We start from the raw sequence: 21,085 nt of genomic DNA on the forward strand, positions 1-21,085 counted from the left end.
CCTTCATCGGGCGGGCACCCCCTTGACCACCGCGCCGGGCAGCACGTCACGCACGACGCACGCGCCGGCACCGACCGTGGCTGCGGCCCCGACCCGGCGACCCTGAAGAACCGCCGCGGTCGTCCCCACCAGGACGGCCTCGTCCAACGTGCAGGATCCGGAAACAGCCGCCAGCGGTCCGACCGAGCCGTAGTCCGCGACGGTCGTGTCGTGGCCGACCACGCCGTTCTGGTTGATGTGCACGTGCCGGCCGAGTGCCACGTTGGTGGTCACTCGGGCACCGGCGAACAGCACTGAACCCGCGCCGATCCGGCTGTCCAGACCGACCGTGGCGCTGGGATGGATCAGGGTGGCGGCAACCAGCGGTTCCGCCGCCGGCCGGGCGGCGTCGATCCGCTGGCCTACCGCCCGGCGGTACGCCGGCAGGCCGATCCCGATCACGTACGCCGGCGGGTCGCCCTGCCCAATCAGCCAGTCCACGGCGCCGAGCAGCACGGCACCGAGCCGGTCGAGGCGGTCCTTGTTGGCCGGGCTGGGATCGTCGTCGACGAATCCGATCACCCGCCACGCCGGTGCCGGACCGGCCCGGTTGACGGCCTCGACGATGCCGAACACCTCACGGCCGTGCCCACCGCAGCCGACGATCACCAGGTCCCGGGCGCTCATCGGCCGATCCGGTGTCCGTCGAGGAACGCCTCGATCGCCGCGAGCACCCGGCCGATCTGCTCGTCGGTCAACGACGAGCCGCTGGGCAGGGCCAGTCCGGTCGCGAAGAGCCGGTCCGCCGCCCCGGTGAGGATCCGCGGCGCGGCGGCGAAGACCGGCTGCCGGTGCATCGGTTTCCAGACCGGCCGGGTCTCGATCCGCTGATCAGCGAGGTAGCGGCCCAGTTCGGCGGCGTCCCAGCCGGCCTCGGCCGGCTCCACGATGATCACCGTGAGCCAGGCGTTGCCGCCGAGGTCCGCCTCGTCACCGAGATCGCCGAGCAGGCGCACCCCCGGAACGCCGGCGAAGGTCTTCGCGTACCGCTGGCGGGTCTCCCGGCGGTGGGCGACCATCGAGTCGAGACGGTGCAGTTGTGCCCGGCCCAGCGCGGCGAGCAGGTTACTCAGCCGGTAGTTGTAGCCGATGTCGGTGTGTTCGTAGTGCGCCACCGGCTGGCGTGCCTGGCTGGCCAGGTAGCGGCACCGGTGGGCGATCGCCTCGTCGTCGGTGACCACCATCCCGCCCCCCGAGGTCGTCATGATCTTGTTTCCGTTGAAGGAGAAGACCCCGGCCTGGCCGAAGCCGCCGGCGGGACGACCGTGCAGGCCGGCACCGAGCGCCTCCGCCGCGTCCTCCACGACCGGCAGGCCGTACGCCGCGCACAACGGGACGATCTCGTCGTAGTCGGCGCAGCGGCCGAACATGTCGACCGGCACCACCGCGCGTACCGGCGGCTGACCGGGCTCCCGCCGGGTCAGCACCTCGGCCAGCAGATCGACATCGATGTTGCCGGTTTGCGGGTCGCAGTCGACGAAGACCGGCTGGGCACCGGTGTAGACGATGGCGTTTGCGGTGGCGACGAAGGTCAGGGTGGGGACCGCCACCGCCTGTCCGGGCCCGACCCCGAGTGCCAGCAGGGCCAGGTGCAGGCCGGCGGTCGCCGAGTTGACCGCGACCGCGTGAGCGACGCCGACCCGTCGGGCCATCTCCTGTTCGAAGGCGTCGACCTCCGGGCCGGACGGGGCGACCCAGCCGGAGCGCAGCGTCCGGACCAGGAACTCCTCTTCGAGCACGCCGACGTCCGGCGGGGACAGGTAGATCTGCCGGGTCATCGCGCGGCTCCGGAGAAATGTCCTGGTCGCGGGCTAGGCTGACCAGGTCGTGGCCGGGTCGGTGGCTGCGACCGACTGGCCGGCGCGGTCCGGCGGCCGGTCGCGGAGACATCGGATTGGCTGGCGTTGATGACCACTGATCGGTTCACCATCCTGTTCGTGTGCCGGGCGAACATCTGCCGCTCGCCGCTTGCTGAACGGCTGACCCGGCATGCCGTGCAGACCCGGCTGGGCGCGGACCGGGCCGACGTCGCCGCGTACAGCGCCGGCATCGAAGCGCTGACCGGCCGGCCGATGCATCCGTATACCGAGCAGGTTCTGCGAGAACGCCAGGCTGATCCGGACGGGTTCGCCAGCCGGCAGGTGGATGCCGCCATGCTGACCCGCGCGGATCTGGTGCTGACCGCCAGCCGCCGGCACCGGGCGTACTGCGTCGCGCTGGCCCCGGCCGCGCTGACCCGCACCTTCACCGTCCGCCAGTTCGGACGGTTGGCCCAGGCCGCACTCCTGCCACCGGCTACCTCCGCACCCGACGCCGCCGGCCGGGCCAGGTCGCTGGTGGCCGCCGCGGCGGCCGCCCGCAGCCGGGTACAGCCGGTCTCCGCCGAGCAGGACGACCTCGCCGACCCGGTGCTGCGGCCGGTCGGGGACTTCCGGATGTGCGCCGGCCAGATCGACCAGACCATCGACATCCTGCTGGACGTCATCACGAAGTCTTGACCGGTACGCCAACGTCCGCCGTCGCCTGATCCTCGGCGGCCTTCGTGGTGTCGGGAACCGCGACCGCCTGACGCTGCCGGGCCGGACCGGCCGGGTTCGCGGACCGACGCCGACGGCCGTGCTCGTGGTAGTAGTAGTTGTAGGCACCACTGCGGTGTGGCGTCATGTTCAACACGCAGCCGAGCAGCCGAGCGTCCACCGCGCGTAGCGCGGCGACCGCCGCCCGCAGGTGCGTCTCGGTGGTCTTGGCGCACCGTCCCACCACGATCACGCCGTCCACCTGGGCGGCGATCGGCGCCGCGTCGGTGACCGGCACCAGCGGCGCGGTGTCCACGATGACCACGTCGAACCGGGCGCGCAGCGTGGCGAGCAGGTCCGCCATCTGCTGTGAGCCGAGCAGCTCGCTCGGATTCGGCGGGATGAAGCCACTGGGCAGCAGCGTCATGCCGCTGTCCCCCCATGGTTGCAGTACGTCGTCGAGCTCGGCCTGCCCAGCGAGCACGTTCGTCAGCCCGACCGCGCCCTCCATGTTCAGGTAGGAGGTGGCCTGCGGCCGGCGCAGGTCCGCCTCCACCAGCAGCACGGAGTTGCCTGCCTCGGCGAAGGTCAATGCCAGGTTCGTCGCGGTGGTGGTCTTGCCCTCCTCGGGCATCGCACTGGTCACCACCAGGCTGCGCACCGGCTTGTCGACGTCGGCGAACTGCAGGTTGGTCCGCAGTTGGCGGAACGCCTCGGCCCGTGGCGAGTGCGCCTGCCGGCCGATGATCAGCGGGTCGCGTCGGGCCGCGTTGTCCAACGGGATCGTGCCGACCACCCCGGTCGCGGTGACGTCGCGCAGCTGATCGACCGTGCGCACGGTGTTGTCGAGCATCCCGCGCAGCAGCGCCAGGCCGACCCCGCTGAGCAGCCCGAGGAACAGGCCCAGGCTGATGTTGCGCACCGGTTGCGGCGAGACCGGCGCCGGGTTGAGTAGCGGGCCGGCGATCACCTCGACCTTGATCGCCGGTTGATCGGCACCCGGGGATGTCTCCAACTGCTCTACCAGGCGGACGAACTCAGCGACGATCGCCTCGGCGACCTGCTCCGAGCGGTTCGGTGAGCTGTCGGTCACCGTCGCCTGCAGCAGGACCGTATCCGGCACCGGGCGGGCGCTGACCCGCGACTGCACCTCCCCGGCGGTCAGGCCGAGGCTGTGCCGGTCGACCACGGTCTCGGCGAGCCGGCTGCTGGTGAGCAGGCCGCTGTAGGACTTGACCCGCTGCTGGGAGAAGAGTCCGCCCTGGTATGCGTCGGTCACCCCCTGGCTGCTGGAGGTGGAGACGAAGAAGGTGACCGAGGTGGCGTACTGCGGGGTGGTCCGGACATTGATCAGCACGGCGGCGCCGACCGCGACGGTCACGGCGGCGAGTACCCAGAACCATCGCTTCCGCACCGCGTCGAAGTAGTCACGCAGTTCCATCGGTACGGCCTCCCAAAAATACTGCTCCGTCATGGTCAGCACCATCTTGTACCAATCTGCACTGCCAAAAGTGGTTTTCTGGTCAAATAGTGGCATTGCCGCGCTACCCATCCGGAGTGAACGAGACCGCAGGCACCGCCGGCCGCACCCGGCGGATGCCCGTACACCGACTGAACGGGGCTGGAATGCAGACATCGACCCGACCCGCTGACACCACCACCCGCCGCAACCGGGAACGCGCCGTCGCACCGATGTGGCTGGTGGACCTCGGCGCCTGGTGCGCTGGCCTGATCGTCGCCGTCTGGACCCGCTACGAGTTCGCCCTCGCCGGAACACACCTCAACGGTCTGCTCCTGGTCACACTGGCAGCGATCGTGCTGCACACGGTGGCCGGTCACCTCAACTACCTGTACCGGGACCGGTACCGGCTGGGCAGCTTCGACGAGGTGTGGGTGGTATCCCGCTGCGTGCTGGCCACCATGGCCCTGCTGCTGCTGCTCGATCTCGCCGCGCCGCAACGGCCGGTGCCGGCCAGCGCACCGCTGGTCGGTGGCTGCCTGGCGCTCGTCCAGATGCTCGGCGTCCGGTACCTGCGCCGGCTGCACCGGCAACGCCGCCGCCGACCCGCCGGCCGGGACATCCAGCGGGTGCTGCTGTTCGGTGCCGGTGCCGCCGGGCAGTCGCTGCTCCGGGCGATGCTGGACGAGCCGAGCGGGCGGTACCTGCCGGTGGGGCTGCTCGACGACGACCCGGCGAAGCGGCAGCTACGGCTCAGCGGGGTACCGGTACTGGGTAGCCGGCAGGACATCCCGGCCGTCGCCGCCCGTACCGGTGCCACCACCGTCGTCGCCGCGGTCGCCAACGCCGACGCCGCGCTGATCCGGGAAGTACGCCACCTCGCGAACCAGGCCGGTGCCCGGTTCAAAGTGGTCCCGTCGGTCGGCGAACTGCTGGAGAACGAGCCGGCCGTCACCGACCTGCGCGACCCCGACTTCAGTGACCTGCTCGGTCGGCACCAGATCGACACCGACCTCGACTCGATCGCCGGCTATCTGACCGGCAAACGGGTGCTGGTCACCGGGGCCGGCGGCTCGATCGGCTCCGAGCTGTGCCGACAGATCCAGCGGTTCCAGCCCGGTGAGCTGATGATGCTCGACCGCGACGAGTCCGCGCTGCACGCCGTACAACTGTCGTTGCGCGGCCGGGCACTGCTGGACAGCCCGGACCTGATCCTCGCCGATCTGCGCGACAGCGACACGATCCGGCAGATCATGCGCGCCCGTCGCCCCGAGGTGGTCTTCCACGCCGCCGCGCTCAAACATCTCACGCTGCTGGAACGTCACCCGGGTGAGGCCGTGAAGACCAACGTGTGGGGCACCCAGACCCTGTTGGAAGCCGCATCCGGTGTGGAGCGTTTCGTGAACATCTCCACCGACAAGGCCGCCGACCCGACCAGTGTGCTCGGCTTCTCCAAGCGGATCACCGAGCGGCTCACCGCCTTCGCGGCCGGCGCCAACCAGGGTACGTTCCTCAGTGTCCGGTTCGGCAACGTGCTCGGCAGCCGCGGCTCGGTGCTGCACGCGTTCCTCGCCCAGGCTGCGGCCGGCAAGCCGATCACCGTCACCGACCCGGACGTGACCCGGTACTTCATGACCATCCAGGAAGCGGTGCAACTGGTCATCCAGGCAGCCGCGATCGGCCGCGATGGCGAGTCACTGGTGCTCGACATGGGTGATCCGGTACGGATCGCCGACGTCGCCCGCAGCATCGCCGAGCAGTACGACAATCCGGTCAGGATCATCTACACCGGGCTGCGGCCCGGCGAGAAGCTGCACGAGGACCTGCTCGGTGCCGGCGAGCCGGACAACCGGCCACTGCACCCGCTGATCTCCCAGGTCCCGGTGCCGGCGCTGGACCCGGTGCACGTGCACCTGCTCGACCCGTACGGCCGGCCGGACGATCTGGTCGACGAGCTGGCCGCGCTCTGCGAGCCGCACCGGCCGCTGGTCGGCGCGCGTCGGCAGCGTGGCGCTGCCCCGGCCGACCTGCTCGCCGCAGACAGCGACGGCAGCCTCGCCTCGCCGGACGACCCGCCCGGCACCCCGATCGTCAGCAACAACGGGTCCACCGGGGCGGTCTGACCTGATCTGGTGGCTGGTCAGGCCGCCGCTGGTGGCTCGGACGGTGGGTCGGCCACCGTGGCTGCCAGGTGCAGGGACAGTTCCTGCACCAGGTCGTCCATGCTCTGCCCGGTCTGCACCCGGACCAGCGCCAACGCCAACTCGGCCAGCAGGCAGAAGCCGCCGGTCCGGGTCGCCTCGTCGGGGAACTCCGCCAGTAGCGCCGCCGCGCCGTCGTGATCGCCGCGCTGGCGGGCGGCGATGAACCCGGCGGCGCGCTGCGCGGCCACGAACGCCGACTCGGCGAAGGCCCGGCTGTCGCCGCCGCTCATGGCAAATCGATCGGGCTGCCTGCCGTGCTGGCGGCGGCGAATCGGGCCGCGACGTCGCTCCAGTCGACCAGATCCCACAGGCGGTCGACGTAGTCCGGACGGACATTGCGGTACTGCAGGTAGTAGGCGTGTTCCCAGGCGTCGAAGACCAGGACCGGAGTAGTGGCCTGGCCGACGTTGCCATGGTGGTCGTAGACCTGCTCGACGATCAGCCGACGGCTCATCGGTTCCCAGGCGAGCACGCCCCAGCCCGAGCCCTGCACCCCCTTGGTGGCCGTGGAGAGCTGCCCGGCGAACGCCTCGAACGAGCCGAAGTGCTCGTCGATCGCGGCGGACAACTCGCCGTCCGGACGGTCACCGCCGTCGGGCGACAGGTTCTTCCAGAAGATCGAGTGCAGTACGTGGCCGGAGAGGTTGAACGCGAAGGTCTTCTCCAAGCCGACCAACGTCGAGAAGTCACCCTTGTCGCGCGCCTCGGCGAGCTGGTCGAGAGCGTCGTTGCTGCCTTTGACGTACGCGGCGTGGTGCTTGCCGTGGTGCAGCTCGAGGATCTCCCCCGACATGGCGGGTTCGAGGGCACCGTAGTCGTACGGCATGTCGGGCAAGGTGTAGACAGCCATCGTCCACCCTCCGGTCGCGGGCTCAGCGGTCCGGACCAGTATGCGTTATTGCAAGGGATTTGCAACTACATGTCGATTGCTTCTACCTCTGGTCACCTCGAGGCGCCCGGCCCGATCGTCGGCCAGACCGCCTCCACCTCGCCGCCGCGTACCGCCGTCACCTCACCAAGGCCGGCGAACACCATGCAGACGTGGTTCGGAACCACCTGCACCCGCTGCCCGACCGTGAGCGGACTCGGCTGCCCCGGACCGGCCCACCGCAGCCAACCGTGCTCCTCGGAAAGCCGGTCGATCCGCCACCCGGGCAACCCCACCAGCAGCCCGTGGCCGCCGTAGGCATCGAGATGCGCCGACGCCGGCAGGCCGTCCTGGCCGAACGTCTTCGACCCCGCGTCGATGCAGGCACGGTGCGGCTCCGGATGACTGACCACGGTGGCGAGGACCCGCACCGCGCAGGTCGCCACGGTGGCATTACCGAGCGCGATCTGCCCCAGGTCGTTGAAGGCGTAGATGCCGGGCCGGATCTCGGTCACCCCGGGCTCGGCCACCACGGTCCGGGCGGAAGCGGAAGCACCGAGCGACACCGTCGACAGGGTCAGCCCGGCCGACCGGATCGCGGCCGCGGTATCCACCATGACACCGGCCGCCTCCTGTGACCGCCGGGTCAGATCCGCACGGTCAGTCGCCGCGTACACCGATCCCTCGTACGTCATCACCCCGGTCAACCGGACGCCAGGCAGCTCGGCGATGTCCCAGGCGACCCGCGCCGCATCCGCCGGCGCCACCCCACACCGGCCCAGACCACTATCGACAATCAGCAGTACGTCCAACAGCCGTCCGGCAGCGGCAAACGCCTCCCCCAGCGTCTGGGCACCGGCGACGCTGTCCGCGCCGACGGTCAGCTCACAGCGCTGCGCCAACCGTACGGCGCGTTCGGCCTTGTCCCGGCCGACCAGCGGATAGGCCACTGTCATCCGGGTCACCCCGGCCGAGGCGAACGCCTCGGCCTCACCGAGCTTCGCCACACAGATGCCGTCCGCCCCACGATCCAGCTGCATCGACGCAAGCCGGGGCACCCGGTGGGTCTTGGCGTGCGGCCGCAACCCCACCTGATGCAGTTGGCACAGCGCGGCCATCTCATCGAGGTTGCGCTCCAGGACGTCGAGGTCGAGCAGCAGATTGGGAGTCTCCAGGCCGGCCGGTACGGCGAACAGGTCCGGCGTGGCGGTCTGCGGGCGGGTGTCGGTGGTCACGGCGTCTCCGGCAGTCGTCGTCGCGGTACGGGCGTCTCCGTCGCCCATCCTGCCGTACCGCGACGGTCATGCGACGACCCCGCAACGTGGTGTCGCGCTCACCCGCGCGTACCGGCCACCGCCCAGGCTGACGGCCCAGCGGGCACGGTAGTGATCACCGTCTGCGGTGTGACGTCGGCGACCGCGCCACCGCCATTACCGAGAAGTACCTAGCCGGTGGAGATGCACCACCCGGCCTCGATGTGGAACCGGAGCTTCGGTAAGGCTACCCTTCATGGAACGCGGGACTCGCCGACCGACGCCGAGGAGCAGCCCATGACCGACCTCGCAGAACTGCCGGTGACTGTGCCCGGACCCGAACCGCGCGAAACCCGACCTACCGGAAATGCACCCCGGCTACGGACCCGGGCCCTGCGGCTCGGGTACGGCCACCAGGTGGTCGTCCCGCACCTGGACCTGGACATCGTCGACGGATCGGTCACCGCGATCGTCGGGCCGAACGGCTGCGGAAAATCGACCCTGCTCCGCGCCCTTGGCCGGCTGCTGCGGCCTACCGCCGGGGAGGTACTCCTCGACGGCGAGCGGATCCAGCGGTTGCCGACCCGGGAGGTCGCCCGCCGACTCGGCATCCTGCCGCAGGCTCCGACCGCGCCGGACGGGCTCACCGTGGCCGACCTGGTCGCACGTGGCCGCCAGCCGCACCAGACCTGGCTGCGCCAGTGGTCCCGGACCGATGAGGAGGTCGTCGCCCAGGCGCTGGCCTGGACCGGCCTCACCGACCTGGCCGAACATCCGGTGGACACGCTCTCCGGCGGCCAGCGGCAACGGGCCTGGATCTCCATGGCGCTCGCCCAGGGCACCGACATCCTGCTGCTCGACGAGCCGACCACATATCTCGACCTGGCGCACCAGATCGACGTACTCGAACTGGTGGACCGGCTGCACCGGGAGGGCGGCCGCACCGTGGTGATGGTGCTGCACGATCTCAATCTCGCCGCGCGCTACGCCCGACACCTGGTCGCGATGAAGGACGGACAGGTGCTGGCCAGCGGCGCACCGGGCGAGATCCTGACTCCAGAGCTGGTCCGGGAGGTGTTCGGGCTGCGGGTGATGGTCATCGAGGACCCGGCCAGCGGCACCCCGCTCGTCGTCCCACTCGCCGCAGGCGCGGCCCGCGCCTCCACCATGGATCAGAAATCTATTCCGGTGATTCGTGCCGTTACGCACTGACGGGTCGGGTCGAGGGTACTGTTTGGCCGGGAACGCGCACCGACCGAAAGAGAGACCCTCCATGGCATACCCCGTGGTCACCACTGGTGACGTCTCCCGGCTGCTGGACGACCTGGTGGACCGGGTGCCGCAGGCGCAACAGGCGGTGGCGCTCTCCCCCGACGGCATCCTTCTGGCCTGGTCCAAAGGGGTCGACCACGAGCTGGGCGAACAGCTGTCCGGCCTGGTGGCGGGTCTGCGCGCCCTCGCCGTCGCGGTCGGTCAGCACGCCGACACCGGCCGGGTCCGGCAGATCGTCGTCCAGATGGGTACGGCGTTCCTGTTCATCGCCGCGACACCCGGTGGTGCCATCATCGCAGCCGTCTTCGACGCCGGCTCCGACATGGACTCGGTGGCCTACGAGGTGGCGCTGTTCGCCGGCCGGGCCGACCGGCACCTGCCGGCGTTCCCCGCGCCGGAGGAGGCCCCGGAGACTGCCGTCCGCACCGCTCAGGCGCTCCTGCACGGCGGCGCACCGACGCTCGGCGCGCATGCCGCTGAACGACAGGACCTTCCGACGCGCCGCTGAGCCGGCCAGCGCCGTTCACCAAGGCGGCGCCCCGGCCGGCGGGGAACCCTGGTTACCGTCGGGTCACCGTGAGGTCGGCGACCCCGGCGACGGCGTCGATGTCGTAGCGGTCGGTGGCCTCGTCCCAGTCCGTCGAGATCACCGACTCGCCGCCAGCGACCCCGTCGCGCCGCTCGCCGTCCAGGTCGACGCTGCCCGCGCCGGAGCCCAGCCGGATCCGCACCGGCGTCCGCTCCGGCAACTCGATCCGCCAGGTGCTGACGCCGCCGGACATCCGGACGACGACCGTGCCGGACGGCTCGGGCAGCGCCAGGTCCAACGCGCTGGCGCCGCCTGCGACGTCCACCTGGGAGACCCGGGCACCGGTCAGATCGACCCGGGTGCTGGTCGCCCCGCCCAACACCCGGACCGACCAGAGCAGATCGCTGTGGACGGTGACTCGCAGCTCGCCGGCACCGTCGTACCCGGTATCGGTCAGTCCGACCCGGACCACGCCGTCGGAGGTGGTCACCTCCGGCGCGGCCGCGCCGCCGACCGGAGTCTCCGCCCGCAGCAGCTGATCACCGAGGTCGGCGGCTACCACCTGAATCTCTGGTGCACCGTCGGGGATCTCCAGCCGCGCCTCGGTCCACCCCTCGCGCGGTGTCTGCACCGTCCACGCCACGTCGCCGTCGGTGGCCGGGCGTGAGCCCACTGCGTTCACCACCACCGCCACGATCGTCGCCGCCACCAGCAGGGCGGCGACGACGGCGACGGCGATCAACGCCCGGCGCGACGTCCCGGGTGGCGTGCCGGGTGGTGTGCCGCCCGGCAGGTCGGTGGACGGTTCGTTGCTGGCTGCGGTCGGTCGCACGGCTCCCCACTCCAGTTCCTGCCCGCCCGTGGCGCGGCGGGGTTTCGTGGCCCGTCGATGCGGCGGACGGTGCCCCTGCTACCCGGTTGCGGGACGGGGCAATCTTAGGCCCGCCGGATGGGCCGGACCCGCAAGCCCGGTCACCAGCCCATCAGCAGCTTGGTCACAGGCCCAGCAGCCGACGCAGGTAGTCGGTGAGGAACCGCCCGTCGGGATCGAGTCGCTCACGGACGGCGAGGAACCGGTCCGCCTGCGGGTAGCGGGCAAGCAGATCCCGGCCTTCCAGCCGGTGGATCTTGGCCCAGTGCGGCCGACCATCATGGGCCAGGAAGATCGGTTCCACATCGGCGAAGAACTCGCGGTACGGCAGCGTCGCGTTCTGGTGCACCGAGATGGTGATGCTGTCCCGACCGTACGCCGGGCTGAGGAACGCCTGATCGGCAGCCACGTACCGGTAGAGCACCCGCCAGGCGGCGTGCTTCCGGTGCCGGGTCCGGATCCGGTGCCGGACCTCGCGGAAGCAGGCCGGACCGGCCGCGGCCGGAACGAAGTACTCGATCTCGTGGAAACGCAGGGACCGCCGTTTGATCAGCGCGGCGTCGCTGGAGCCGGTCCGTTCCTCGGTGCAGCCGCTGCCGGGCAGCCTGTCCGGGCCGGGATCGTCGGTAACCGGGTTCACCGTCCGCAGGTGCGCGTCGTCACGCCGCGGATACCAGTAGAAGTCGACGTTGCGGTTGACCTTCAGCAGCTCGTCGAACGTGGTCAGGCACGCCTCCACCGGCAGGCCCCACTCCCGCCGCCGGGCCTGGAACGCGGGGACCAGCCGGGTCCGCAGCGCGGTGAACACACCCAGCACGCCGAGCGACACCTGGGCGGCCGGCAACAGGTCGGGGTCGCTGTCGGCGTCGATCTGCACCGGTTGTCCGGCGGCGGTGACCAGTCGGACCCCGGTCACCTGGGCGGACAGGTTCGGCAGGCCCAGGCCGCTGCCGTGGGTGCCGGTCGAGACGGCACCGGCGAACGCCTGGGTGTCGACGTCGCCGAGGTTCGGCATCGCGAGTCCGTGGTGGCGCAACTGGCGGCCCAGGTCGTGCAGCCGGGTGCCGGCACCGACCCAGATCTGCCGGTTGTGCGGCGGTTCGAGTACCCCGGCGGGCAGCCGGTCCAGGCTGAGCAGGACGTCCCCGGTCTGCACGAGCGGCGCAGACGAATGCCCGGCGCCAACCGGCCGTACCGTCACCGCCTGCTCGGCGGCGTCGCGCAGAACGCGGCACAGCGCGGCGACCGACTCCGGCCGGGCCACCGTGGCCGGCTCGAAGGTCAACCCACCGGACCAGTTGCGCCAGGTCGTGGTAGCGGTGCCGGGCGGCGAGGTCACAGCGCTGCCCGCAGCGGATCACCGGGACGGCGGGTGCGGCGACGCGGCCGGGCCAGGTCACGCCGGCCCCGGCCCAAGGCGTCGATCAGGCCCCAGCGTCCCGGGATGTCGTGCAGCTCGATGTGCCCCATCCCCTCCGGAACGGCCGGGTCGATGATCAGGTCGCCGTCGTACGGGTCGAGACCGAGCAGCACCCGCAGGAACAGCAGCGTCGCGCCGGCCGAGGTGGCGTGCGGGCTGCCCGCGGCGGAGTACGGGACGGGGTACTTGGTCAACGACCGGTCGTAGCCGGCGAAGCACTCGGGCAGCCGGGCCCCGAAGTACTGCGACGCCTCCAGCACCGCCCCGGCCACCCGGGCTGCCTCCTCCCGGTAGCCGTACCGCCACAGTCCCCAGGCGATCAGCGAGTTGTCGAACGGCCAGACCGAGCCGGTGTGGTAGCCGACCGGGTTGAACCGCCGCGCCTCGGTGGCGAGGGTGCGGATCCCCCAGCCGCCGAACAGTTGCGGACTCATCAGATGCCGCACGACCGACCGTGCCTTGGTGGGTTCGGCGATGCCGCTCCACAGCAGATGACCGATGTTGGAGGTGAGCGCGTCGACCCGGCTGCCGTCGGCCTGCAGCGCATGGGCGTAGTAGCCGCGGTCGGCGATCCAGAAGTCCCGGTTGAACCGGTCCCGCAGCTCGGCCGCCTGCTGTTCGAGCCGGTCCGCGAAGGCGTGGTCACCCCAGCAGGTCCGGGCCAGCCGGGCGCCACGCAACCGCGCGTCGTACACGTAGCCCTGGATCTCGCAGGTCGCCTGGGGGAAGGTCGCCTCCCGCCCGTCTTGAAAGCTGACCGCGCCCGGCGAGCACTTCCAGCTCTGGTTCAGCACCCCGGTACGGGTCGGCCGCGGCCCGTACCAGACGTAGCCGGTGCCGACCAGATCCGCGTGCCGGTCGATCCAGTCCAGCGCCGCGCGGGCCTCGAACTCCATCTCGCGCACCAGCGCGGTGTCGCCGGTCCACCGTTCGTACTCGTCCAGCAGCACGATGAACAACGGTGTGGTGTCGGCGGCGGAGAAGTCCGCGGCGTGTGAGACCTCGTTGAACAGCGCTGCCTCAGCGTACCGGCTCTCCTGGGGGATCTTGCCAGGCTGTTCGGCCCGAAACGGATCCTCGCGGGTGCCCTGCGCCAACGCCATGATCGCCAACGCGGGCACCGTGGTGGCGGGCAGGAACGGTAGCGCCTGCAGGCAGCTGATCAGGCTGTCCCGGCCGAAGAACGTCATGAACCAGGGCATTCCCGCCGCTGGCAGCATGTCACGGAAGTTGACGCCCTTGTAGCGCAGCGCCGCCAGATCGACGACGCTCTGCCGGTACGCCTCCCGCAGCGGTTCATGGTCGCAGGTCAGTTTCGGTGCTCGGGCCATCCACTCGTCGAGTTCCCGGTGCACTTCGGGCTTGGGCCGCTCGGCGTAGCTGCGCAGGCTCTCGCGCAGATCGCGGTTCCCGGCCCCACGGACGAAGGTCTTCACCGTCAGATCGGTGCACCAGGTGTCGTGGGCGTCGAGGGCCAACTCGAAGGTCAAGCCGCCGGGATCGATGCGGGCCGGCACACTGCTGGACAGGATCGTCTCACGGAAATAGGTGCCCCGCTCGTAGCGGAACCGCAGCGCGTCGGGCTCGGCCGTGACCTCGATTTCGCGCTCGGTGTGGTAACCGTCCTTGACCTCCAGCACCTCGGCGAAGTCGGCCCCCGCGTCGATGCGCAGGCTCAGCCGGACGGGCTCCTCCCGGTGGTTGAACACGGCGATCTGCTCGGTGAACGCGTCGCCGATCCAGCGGTGCCGGAACACCGAGATGGTGGCGTCCACGTAGTGCGTCGGCTCGCCCGGCACCTGGAAGAACCGCGACTCGAAGTACTGCAGGTCGTCGATGGACAGGGTGTTCATCCGTTGCCCGTCGACGGTCAGCCGCCAGTGGGACAGGAAACGGGTGTCGTAGAAGAACAACCCGAACGGTGCGGACGGCACCGGTTCGATGTCGCCCCGGCGATCGCTGACCATGAACAGGTTCCCGTAGAGGATGCTGACCGGCTTCGCGGTGGCCGGCCGGGCGCCGACCGGCTCGGCGACCGGCCGGGCCCTCGACATCGCCCCGGCGCTGTCCGCGTGCAGCGGCAGCAGTCGGCGGAAGGTCAGGAACAGCGGCAGATCGCCCCGGACCGACACGCCGTTGCGCAGCAGCAACGAGATGCTGTTCTCCCGGCCCTCGATCAGTGCCTGGAAGGTCTCCTCCGAGGTGTCGATGGTGCAGTCGACCTGCTCCGGGTCGTGCTCGAGCACGGCATGGCCGTCCCCATACGTCACCGACCAGCTGCGGATACCGCCGTCCGGGGCGGTGAGGTTGAACCGGATCGTGCCGCTGACCGGCGGCGGCAGTCGACCGTCGCCGCGCGCCTGGAGACCGTCGAAGAACTGACCGATCACGTCGGTCATCGCCGCTCCCCTCAGTCGTCCTCCGTCGGTCCACCTGGCGCCAGCATGACCCGTCCACCACCCGCAGGGGATCACCCAGGGCGGGTGATCCGTGACCGACAGGAGACGGACGGTAGACCACGGATGCCGAAAGTAACCAGATGAGGCACAATGATTACAGGCCGTATCGGGGGCACGGCATGTGCCGAAGCGAAGGAGGCCAACGTGAGTCACGACCGCACGGCCGCCGGGATGCGCTACTGGCAGACCGGCCGCGGCCGACAGGACGTTCTGCTCGTACACGGATGGTGCTGCAACCACCGGTTCATGAAGCCACTCGCCGCCCATCTGGCCAGCTGGCGGCGGCGGATCATCTCGGTGGACATGCGGGGACACGGTGCAAGCCCCGCCGGAGACCGCGGCTTCAGCGTTCCCGAACTCGGTGCCGACCTGCGGAACCTGATGGTCGAACTCGAGATGGACGACGTCGTGCTGATCGGGCACAGCATGGGCGGGGTCTGGTCGTTGGCCGCGGCCGCGCAGGCGACCGACCGGGTCGCGGCGCTGCTGCTGCTGGACGCGTCGGTGGCCGTGCCGCCCGGCACCTCGGAGCAGGTGGCCGCGCTGGCGGAGTCCATCCGCGGCGCGGACCCGCGCCAGGCCCGGATCGACATCATCCGGTCGTTCTTCATTCCCGAGTCGGACCCCCGGCTGGTCGACTGGACGATCGACCAGATGCTGCGGCCGAGTGACACCGTCGCCGCCGCCACCCTCGACGGTCTCGCCGACTTCGTCGAGGCCGGTGGCGACGCCGCGCTGACCGCGTGGGGACGCCGGCTGCTCTACATCGGTGGCCCGGCACCATTCGCCGACTACGGACGGCTCCGGGAGCTCGTGCCCGAGGCCGTGATCGGCCAGGTGGTGGGCTCGGGCCACTTCTTCCAGTTCGAGGTGCCGCGGCAGACCAACGCGATGGTCAGCCGCTATCTGCGGCTGTGGGGGCCACCGTCGTGGTGATCCGCAAGCAGGGCCTTCACCGAGTCCGTCAGGTCGTAGCTGGGTGACCAGCCGAGCACCTGCCGGGCACGGCTGATGTCCGCGCACATCCAGGGGACGGCGGCGGACCGGTTCACCGTCGGGGAAAACTCCCCCGTACCGAGTTCGCCGCTGTGACCAGCGGCCCGGGCCAGACAGGTGACCGCGTCCCGGACCCCGACCGGCCGCCCGCTGCCCACGTTGAACAGCCGGTGCGGCAGGCGGGTGGCGAGCGCGGCGGCGCGGACCGCGGCGGCGATGTCGCGCAGGTCGACGAAGTCGCGCACGGTGTCCAGCAGCCGCACCGCCAGCGGCGACCGCCCGCCGCGGCGCAGCAGAGCGGCCGCCCGCCCCAGAGCGCTGTCCGCCGGCAGGCCCGGCCCGACCGGATTGAACACCCGCAACGTGACGACCTCGACCCGTCCGTCGGTGCTGACCAGTTCGCCGAACTGGGTGGCGGCCAGGTGGCTGAACCCGTACGGGCTCACCGGCCTGGCCGGATCGTCCTCGCCCACCGGGCGGCCACTGGGCACGACGCCGTACTCGGCGGCGGAGCCGATCCGCACCAGCCGGGTGCCGGGCACGACGTCGGCCATCGCCTCGGCGAGCGCGGCCACAGCCAGTAGGTGGATCCGGATCAGCTCGGCGTTGTCACCAACGGTGCGGCCGGCACAGTTGACCACGACGTCCGGCCGGACGGCCGCGAGCAGCCGGGCGAGTTCGGCCACGCCCGTCGTGGCGAGATCGCAGTCGGCCCGGGTCGGTGCGGTCACCACCGCGTCCGCCGTGAGCGCAGCGTGGATCTGCCGGCCCAGCAGTCCGGTGGAGCCGAAGAGCAGGATCCTGGTCCGGCTCAACTGCGGCACCGGCCGGCCAGGTCAGCGCGGGGTCGACGGGAGGTTGCTGCCGAACCGTCGGGCACGGCGGCCGGGACCGGGCCGGCCGCCGGGACGGGGTCCGGCGGCGTCGGGGTCCCGGTGAACTCGTGCCAGGTGACCGCCCCCGGCGCGGCGATCCCTTCCCGGCGCAGCACCACCCGGACGGTCTCGACCAGGATCCGCAGGTCGAGCCGGAGACTGCGATTGTCCACGTACTCGATGTCGTAGGCGAACTTGTCCTCCCAGGCCAGCTCGTTGCGGCCGCGGACCTGGGCCAGGCCGGTGATACCGGGTCGCACCTCATGCCGTCGGGCCTGCCAGGGCGTGTAGATCTCCAGGTACTTCACCAGATGGGGACGCGGGCCGACCAGGCTCATCTCACCGCGCAGTACGTTCCACAACTCGGGCAGTTCGTCGAGGCTGCTGGCGCGCAGCCAGCGGCCGACCGGCGTGAGCCGGTCGGCGTCGGTGACCAGGCCGCGGGCCGGATCCACCTTGAGCATGGTGCGGAACTTGACCATCTCGAAGAGTTCGCCGTCCCGGCCGGGTCGCACCTGCCGGAAGAACACCGGCCGGCCCAGCGTAGCGAGGATGAGTAGGGCGACCCCCGCCAACAGCGGCGCGCCGACGACCAGGGCGGTCGCCGCGCCCACGACGTCGAACACCCGCTTGACCCGGTCGTAGCGGCGGGGACGACTGGTCGGCATCGTCGGTTCGGCTGCGAGGCAGGCCGCTGGCGAGGTCATGGACGGGCCTCCAGAAGTAGCTACTCAACTGACAAAAGCTTTGTAACAGAATGAATACGACTAAGCGTGTCGTTCACCGTAAATCGGAACAATGGTTGAGCCGCTGCCGTCGGCTCGGGTGACCACGGGACCCGGACCGGTACGCTGATCCGCAGGTCAGCAGCACCGACCGGGCCGGCAGAGGGAGGGACGCGTGCCGCTGCGACGCCAGGGTTTCGACGGGCCGGCCGGGCTGCGCGAGTTCAACTCCGCGCTGCGACACACCCTGGTGCAGCAGACCGTCACGATCCGCGATCCGAGCCGGTTCCGCGCCCGCATCACCGAGGTGCCTCTGGGACCCTTGCGGCTCATCTCCGCCGCGGTCGCCGCGCTGCACTCCTCCCGCCGACCGCACGACACCACCGGACCCGACGCCGCGGACGGGGTGTTCCTGCTGCTCGGCCAGCGGGCCACCGGCACCATCACGCACCGGGGCGGCACCGACCCGATCGGCCCGGACCGGCTGGTCGTCGTCCCCGGCTCGGAGACGTTCGACGTCGACTACCCGGCACCGGCCCACGTGCTGTTCGTGGCGCTGCCCTGCGCACTCGTCACGGCCCGCTTCCCCGGCCTCGACGGACCGGTGCGCTCCGCGGCGTTGGACCCGGTGGGCCGGGCGTTGTGCCGGCAGTTGCCGCACCTGATGCACGCGGCCGCAGCCGCCAGGGCCGGGCAGCGGCCAGCGGTCGCCGCCATGGTCGACACCGTCCTCACCACAACGCTGCACGGTGCCGGCGTCGCCGTCGACGCCGACCCGGTGGCCGCGCTGCGCACCGCGGCGGAACGGCTGATCGAGCACTCACTGGCCGAACCGGCGTTGTCGGTGCCGTGGCTGGCCCGCCGGCTGGCGGTGTCCCCGCGGCAGCTGCACCGGGCGTTCGCCGCCGACGGCACCACCCCGCACCGCTGGATCCAGCAGCGTCGGCTGGACGTCTGCGCCATCGCGCTCGCCGGGTCCGACGTCCCGGTCGCGCAGCTCGCCCACCGGTACGGCTTCGCGTCGGCGTCGCATCTTGGAGCGCTGTTCCGCATCCGGTACGGCGCCCCGCCCGCGCGGTGGCGCAACGAGCAACGCGCCAGCCGACCAGCCGGCCACAGCGGGCAGGATCCCGACAGCGATCCGGCGCGACGCCGATAACCCGCCGTGCGCCGGCCGGCCTACCGTCGGGCCCACCGACCGCGACGGAGGCACCCGACATGCGTTTCGTTCTCGTTCACGGATCCTGGCACGACGGCAGCTGCTGGGACGGCGTCCGGCAGGTGCTCACCGCCGCTGGACACGAGGTCCACACGCCCACCCTGCCGGGCAACGGTGCCGCCGCCGACCCGACGGTGTCCTTCGCCCGCACCGCCGGTGCCGTCGCCGAGCTGATCCGGCGGGCCGACCTGCGCGACGTGGTGCTCGTCGGGCACAGCCTCGGCGGTGCGGTCGTGCAGGCCGTCGCGGTCGCCGTACCGGACCGGCTCCGCCGGCTGGTGTTCCACAACGCATACGTCCTCGCCGACGGCGACACCATCTTCCAGCATGTGCCGCCGTCGGCCGCCGCCGCCTTCACCAGCCTGGCCACCCCGGAAGGCACCCTGATGCTGCCGTACGAGGCGTTCCGCTCGTTCATCAGCGACGCCGACGAGCAGACCGCCCGCGCCGCCTACGCGCGGCTGACCCCGGAGCCACTGGCCCGGGCCGCGGAGCCGGTCGCGCTGCCCGGGTTCGCCGACCTGCCGGTCCCCCGTTCGTACCTGTACGCGGTCGACGACGTCGCGTTCCCGCCAGACGAGTTCCGTTGGCATCCCGGCCAGTCGCAGCGGCTCGGCGAGTTCCGGCTGGTCGAGATGCCGGGTTCACACGAGGTCCTGTTCACCGATCCGCAGTCGCTGGCGGCGAAGCTGGTCGAGGCGGCGGCGGACTGACCACCCGTCGACCGGGTGGGGCTCGAACGGGAGGCGGGGCATTGGAGCTACTGGACGGGTCGATCATCGAGCTGACCGCCGCCGTACGGTCCGGCCGGGTGCACGCCCGGGAGGTCGTCGAGGCGGCGGTACGCCGCATCGAGGAGCGTGACGCCGGGCTCAACGCGGTGGTGGCGGTCGACTCCGGGCCGGCGCTGCGTCGCCTGGCCGCCGCCGGTGGCCGACCGGTCGGACCGCTGGCCGGGCTGCCGTACCTGGTCAAGGACCTGCACGCCGAGGTCGCCGGCTTTCCGCTGACCCGGGGTAGCCGGCTGGCCGTCGGCCTGGCGCCGGCCGGTACGAGCACGTTGCTGCGCCGCCTGGAACAGGCCGGAGCACTGATCATCGGACGGACCAACTCGCCGGAGTTCGGGCTGAACATCACCACCGAGCCGGTGCTGCACGGGCCGACCCGCAACCCGTGGCGGCCGGACCGGTCCGCCGGTGGCTCCAGCGGCGGCGCGGCCGTGGCGGTGGCCGCGGGGATGGTGCCGGCGGCGCACGCCAGCGACAGCGGCGGATCCATCCGGATCCCGTCGGCCTGGTGCGGCGTCATCGGCTTCAAACCGACCCGAGGCCGCAACCCGGCCGGGCCGTACCGGGTGGACGACTGGTCGGGGCTCAGCCACGAGCACGCCATCACCCGCACCGTCGCGGACTCCGCGTTGTTGCTGGCCGTCAGCAGCGGGTTGGCCGCTGGCGAGCCGTACCCGGTGGACGGTGTCCAGTGGACCGGTTCGACGGACCCCGGCCGGGTCCTGCGGGTCGGGCTGCTCACCGAGGCACCCGACGGCACCCCGGTACATCCGGCGTACCGGGCTGCCGCCGAGTCCGTCGCAGCCGAGCTGGCCGCCGCCGGTCACCGGGTGGTCCCGGTCGGGCCGGTGGAGCCGGCCGGCCGGCTCGGGCCGGTGCTCGGTGCGGTCATCGCCGGCCATCTGGCCACCGCGGTCGACGACATCTGCGCCGCCACCGGACGGTACGCCGGGCCGGACACCCTGGAACCGGCGGTGCTCGACCTCGTCGAGCAGGGCCGGCGGGCCGATGCCCGTACCCAGGTCCGGGCGACAATGGCACTGCGCCGGCTCGCCGGTGAGCTGGCTGCCGTCCTCGACGGCGTCGACCTGCTGCTCAGCCCGACCACCGCGCGGGCGGCACCACCGCTCGGGCAGCTGCACACCGACCGGCCGGCCGGCGAGCTGTTTCGGGAGATCTTCGCGATCTCGCCCTTCGTGGGAATGTTCAACGTGACCGGCGGGCCGGCGATCAGTCTGCCCTGGGGGCGCGACGACGCCGGGATGCCGATCGGGGTGCAGCTCGGCGCGCGGCCGGGCGACGACCGCACCGTCCTCGCCGTGGCGGCGGCGTTGGAGGCGACCCGACCCGACCTGGTCAGGCCCGGCCCCGGCCCGGCGGGCACGGGTCACGGCGACCCGGCCTGACCCCCTGGCCCGCCGGCGTCCCGGCCTGACCCCTGGCCGACCGGCGTCGCCGGTCAGACCTACCCCATTCGCTACGGCCGGCGCAGCCAGGCAGACAGCCATCTCCGGGTGGGCGACCGGCGGACGGCCGGTGGATGAGCGGATTCCCGGTTGCCGCCGACCTACCGGCCAAGGAGCGGCACCGCC

The 21,085-nt window shown here is 71.5% G+C and carries 19 protein-coding genes; 8 read left to right on the forward strand and 11 right to left on the reverse strand.

All coding sequences use genetic code 11. The features are described 5' to 3' along the window. Nucleotides 1-3: 3 nt before the first annotated feature. Nucleotides 4-666 (reverse strand): NeuD/PglB/VioB family sugar acetyltransferase, encoded by a 663-nt coding sequence (locus tag ACN27J_RS05105; protein ID WP_421364062.1) that lies wholly within the window; start codon nucleotides 664-666, stop codon nucleotides 4-6. Beyond that, a complete protein-coding gene (locus tag ACN27J_RS05110) occupies nucleotides 663-1,817 on the reverse strand; it encodes a DegT/DnrJ/EryC1/StrS family aminotransferase (RefSeq protein WP_421364063.1) in 1,155 nt (384 codons plus the stop codon). The genes ACN27J_RS05105 and ACN27J_RS05110 overlap by 4 nt, the downstream gene beginning before the upstream one ends. Nucleotides 1,818-1,946: 129 nt before the next feature. Between ACN27J_RS05110 and ACN27J_RS05115 the strand changes: the two genes are divergently transcribed. After that, complete coding sequence (locus ACN27J_RS05115; protein ID WP_421364065.1) at nucleotides 1,947-2,537, forward strand: low molecular weight phosphatase family protein; 591 nt, start codon at nucleotides 1,947-1,949, stop codon at nucleotides 2,535-2,537. Here ACN27J_RS05115 and ACN27J_RS05120 read toward each other — a convergent pair. Next, a complete protein-coding gene (locus ACN27J_RS05120; protein ID WP_421364067.1) occupies nucleotides 2,524-4,029 on the reverse strand; it encodes a polysaccharide biosynthesis tyrosine autokinase in 1,506 nt (501 codons plus the stop codon). The genes ACN27J_RS05115 and ACN27J_RS05120 overlap by 14 nt on opposite strands. A gap of 218 nt (nucleotides 4,030-4,247) precedes the next feature. On the opposite strand from ACN27J_RS05120, the gene ACN27J_RS05125 reads away from it, so the two are divergent. Then, nucleotides 4,248-6,137, forward strand: coding sequence for a polysaccharide biosynthesis protein (locus tag ACN27J_RS05125; RefSeq protein WP_421372115.1), 1,890 nt, complete (start codon nucleotides 4,248-4,250; stop codon nucleotides 6,135-6,137). Between the two features lie 17 nt (nucleotides 6,138-6,154). Here ACN27J_RS05125 and ACN27J_RS05130 read toward each other — a convergent pair whose 3' ends face one another. From ACN27J_RS05130 to ACN27J_RS05140, 3 genes are all read right to left on the reverse strand, one after another. Next, nucleotides 6,155-6,448 carry a superoxide dismutase gene (locus ACN27J_RS05130; protein ID WP_421364068.1) on the reverse strand — a complete coding sequence of 98 codons (294 nt, stop codon included), beginning with the start codon at nucleotides 6,446-6,448 and terminating at the stop codon, nucleotides 6,155-6,157. Beyond that, complete coding sequence (locus ACN27J_RS05135) at nucleotides 6,445-7,068, reverse strand: superoxide dismutase (protein WP_421364070.1); 624 nt, start codon at nucleotides 7,066-7,068, stop codon at nucleotides 6,445-6,447. Before ACN27J_RS05135 ends, ACN27J_RS05130 begins: the two co-directional genes overlap by 4 nt. Nucleotides 7,069-7,160: 92 nt before the next feature. Continuing rightward, nucleotides 7,161-8,321: an alanine racemase gene (locus ACN27J_RS05140; RefSeq protein ID WP_421364071.1), complete on the reverse strand. Its 1,161-nt coding sequence runs from the start codon at nucleotides 8,319-8,321 to the stop codon at nucleotides 7,161-7,163. A 315-nt stretch (nucleotides 8,322-8,636) separates the two neighbouring features. Between ACN27J_RS05140 and ACN27J_RS05145 the strand changes: the two genes are divergently transcribed. Further along, nucleotides 8,637-9,551 carry an ABC transporter ATP-binding protein gene (locus tag ACN27J_RS05145; RefSeq protein WP_278169270.1) on the forward strand — a complete coding sequence of 305 codons (915 nt, stop codon included), beginning with the start codon at nucleotides 8,637-8,639 and terminating at the stop codon, nucleotides 9,549-9,551. A 61-nt stretch (nucleotides 9,552-9,612) separates the two neighbouring features. Beyond that, nucleotides 9,613-10,119 carry a roadblock/LC7 domain-containing protein gene (locus ACN27J_RS05150; protein WP_421364073.1) on the forward strand — a complete coding sequence of 169 codons (507 nt, stop codon included), beginning with the start codon at nucleotides 9,613-9,615 and terminating at the stop codon, nucleotides 10,117-10,119. Nucleotides 10,120-10,171: 52 nt separating this feature from the next. On the opposite strand, the gene ACN27J_RS05155 is transcribed toward ACN27J_RS05150, so the two are convergent. From ACN27J_RS05155 to ACN27J_RS05165, 3 genes are all read right to left on the reverse strand, one after another. Then, on the reverse strand, nucleotides 10,172-10,972 hold the full coding sequence (locus ACN27J_RS05155) for a hypothetical protein (protein WP_421364075.1): 801 nt from the start codon (nucleotides 10,970-10,972) through the stop codon (nucleotides 10,172-10,174). A 163-nt stretch (nucleotides 10,973-11,135) separates the two neighbouring features. Continuing rightward, nucleotides 11,136-12,350 (reverse strand): D-arabinono-1,4-lactone oxidase, encoded by a 1,215-nt coding sequence (locus ACN27J_RS05160; protein ID WP_421364077.1) that lies wholly within the window; start codon nucleotides 12,348-12,350, stop codon nucleotides 11,136-11,138. Continuing rightward, a complete protein-coding gene (locus ACN27J_RS05165) occupies nucleotides 12,347-14,830 on the reverse strand; it encodes a glycogen debranching N-terminal domain-containing protein (protein ID WP_421364079.1) in 2,484 nt (827 codons plus the stop codon). The genes ACN27J_RS05160 and ACN27J_RS05165 overlap by 4 nt, the downstream gene beginning before the upstream one ends. 204 nt (nucleotides 14,831-15,034) lie before the next feature. Here ACN27J_RS05165 and ACN27J_RS05170 point away from each other — a divergent pair, with 204 nt between their 5' ends. Beyond that, the gene (locus ACN27J_RS05170; protein ID WP_421364081.1) at nucleotides 15,035-15,826 is read left to right on the forward strand and encodes an alpha/beta fold hydrolase; all 792 of its coding nucleotides are present in this window, start codon (nucleotides 15,035-15,037) and stop codon (nucleotides 15,824-15,826) included. Here the strand turns inward: ACN27J_RS05170 and ACN27J_RS05175 are convergent. Both ACN27J_RS05175 and ACN27J_RS05180 read right to left on the reverse strand, forming a co-directional pair. After that, entirely contained in the window at nucleotides 15,793-16,701 is a 909-nt protein-coding gene (locus tag ACN27J_RS05175) for an NAD-dependent epimerase/dehydratase family protein (protein ID WP_421364083.1), read from the reverse strand. The genes ACN27J_RS05170 and ACN27J_RS05175 overlap by 34 nt on opposite strands. Then, nucleotides 16,698-17,468 carry a sugar transferase gene (locus ACN27J_RS05180; protein ID WP_421364085.1) on the reverse strand — a complete coding sequence of 257 codons (771 nt, stop codon included), beginning with the start codon at nucleotides 17,466-17,468 and terminating at the stop codon, nucleotides 16,698-16,700. Before ACN27J_RS05180 ends, ACN27J_RS05175 begins: the two co-directional genes overlap by 4 nt. A 193-nt stretch (nucleotides 17,469-17,661) precedes the next feature. Here ACN27J_RS05180 and ACN27J_RS05185 point away from each other — a divergent pair, with 193 nt between their 5' ends. The 3 genes from ACN27J_RS05185 to ACN27J_RS05195 are packed head-to-tail and all read left to right on the forward strand — an operon-like array spanning nucleotide 17,662 to nucleotide 20,899. Continuing rightward, the gene (locus ACN27J_RS05185) at nucleotides 17,662-18,645 is read left to right on the forward strand and encodes an AraC family transcriptional regulator (protein ID WP_421364087.1); all 984 of its coding nucleotides are present in this window, start codon (nucleotides 17,662-17,664) and stop codon (nucleotides 18,643-18,645) included. Between the two features lie 59 nt (nucleotides 18,646-18,704). Continuing rightward, nucleotides 18,705-19,418 carry an alpha/beta fold hydrolase gene (locus ACN27J_RS05190; RefSeq protein ID WP_421364089.1) on the forward strand — a complete coding sequence of 238 codons (714 nt, stop codon included), beginning with the start codon at nucleotides 18,705-18,707 and terminating at the stop codon, nucleotides 19,416-19,418. A 41-nt stretch (nucleotides 19,419-19,459) separates the two neighbouring features. Further along, on the forward strand, nucleotides 19,460-20,899 hold the full coding sequence (locus tag ACN27J_RS05195; protein WP_421364091.1) for an amidase: 1,440 nt from the start codon (nucleotides 19,460-19,462) through the stop codon (nucleotides 20,897-20,899). Nucleotides 20,900-21,085: the final 186 nt, after the last annotated feature.

Source organism: Solwaraspora sp. WMMB762 (assembly GCF_049179115.1).
GTDB lineage: Bacteria > Actinomycetota > Actinomycetes > Mycobacteriales > Micromonosporaceae > Micromonospora_E.

Bases quoted from the DNA above. Each gene is read 5' to 3' on its own strand.
- ACN27J_RS05130 (WP_421364068.1), bottom strand. From the start codon at position 6,448: ATGAGCGGCGGCGACAGCCGGGCCTTCGCCGAGTCGGCGTTCGTGGCC.
- ACN27J_RS05150 (WP_421364073.1), top strand. From the start codon at position 9,613: ATGGCATACCCCGTGGTCACCACTGGTGACGTCTCCCGGCTGCTGGAC.
- ACN27J_RS05190 (WP_421364089.1), top strand. From the start codon at position 18,705: ATGCGTTTCGTTCTCGTTCACGGATCCTGGCACGACGGCAGCTGCTGG.
- ACN27J_RS05180 (WP_421364085.1), bottom strand. From the start codon at position 17,468: ATGACCTCGCCAGCGGCCTGCCTCGCAGCCGAACCGACGATGCCGACC.
- ACN27J_RS05120 (WP_421364067.1), bottom strand. From the start codon at position 4,029: ATGACGGAGCAGTATTTTTGGGAGGCCGTACCGATGGAACTGCGTGAC.
- ACN27J_RS05135 (WP_421364070.1), bottom strand. From the start codon at position 7,068: ATGGCTGTCTACACCTTGCCCGACATGCCGTACGACTACGGTGCCCTC.
- ACN27J_RS05145 (WP_278169270.1), top strand. From the start codon at position 8,637: ATGACCGACCTCGCAGAACTGCCGGTGACTGTGCCCGGACCCGAACCG.
- ACN27J_RS05115 (WP_421364065.1), top strand. From the start codon at position 1,947: ATGACCACTGATCGGTTCACCATCCTGTTCGTGTGCCGGGCGAACATC.
- ACN27J_RS05110 (WP_421364063.1), bottom strand. From the start codon at position 1,817: ATGACCCGGCAGATCTACCTGTCCCCGCCGGACGTCGGCGTGCTCGAA.
- ACN27J_RS05105 (WP_421364062.1), bottom strand. From the start codon at position 666: ATGAGCGCCCGGGACCTGGTGATCGTCGGCTGCGGTGGGCACGGCCGT.
- ACN27J_RS05165 (WP_421364079.1), bottom strand. From the start codon at position 14,830: ATGACCGACGTGATCGGTCAGTTCTTCGACGGTCTCCAGGCGCGCGGC.
- ACN27J_RS05125 (WP_421372115.1), top strand. From the start codon at position 4,248: ATGTGGCTGGTGGACCTCGGCGCCTGGTGCGCTGGCCTGATCGTCGCC.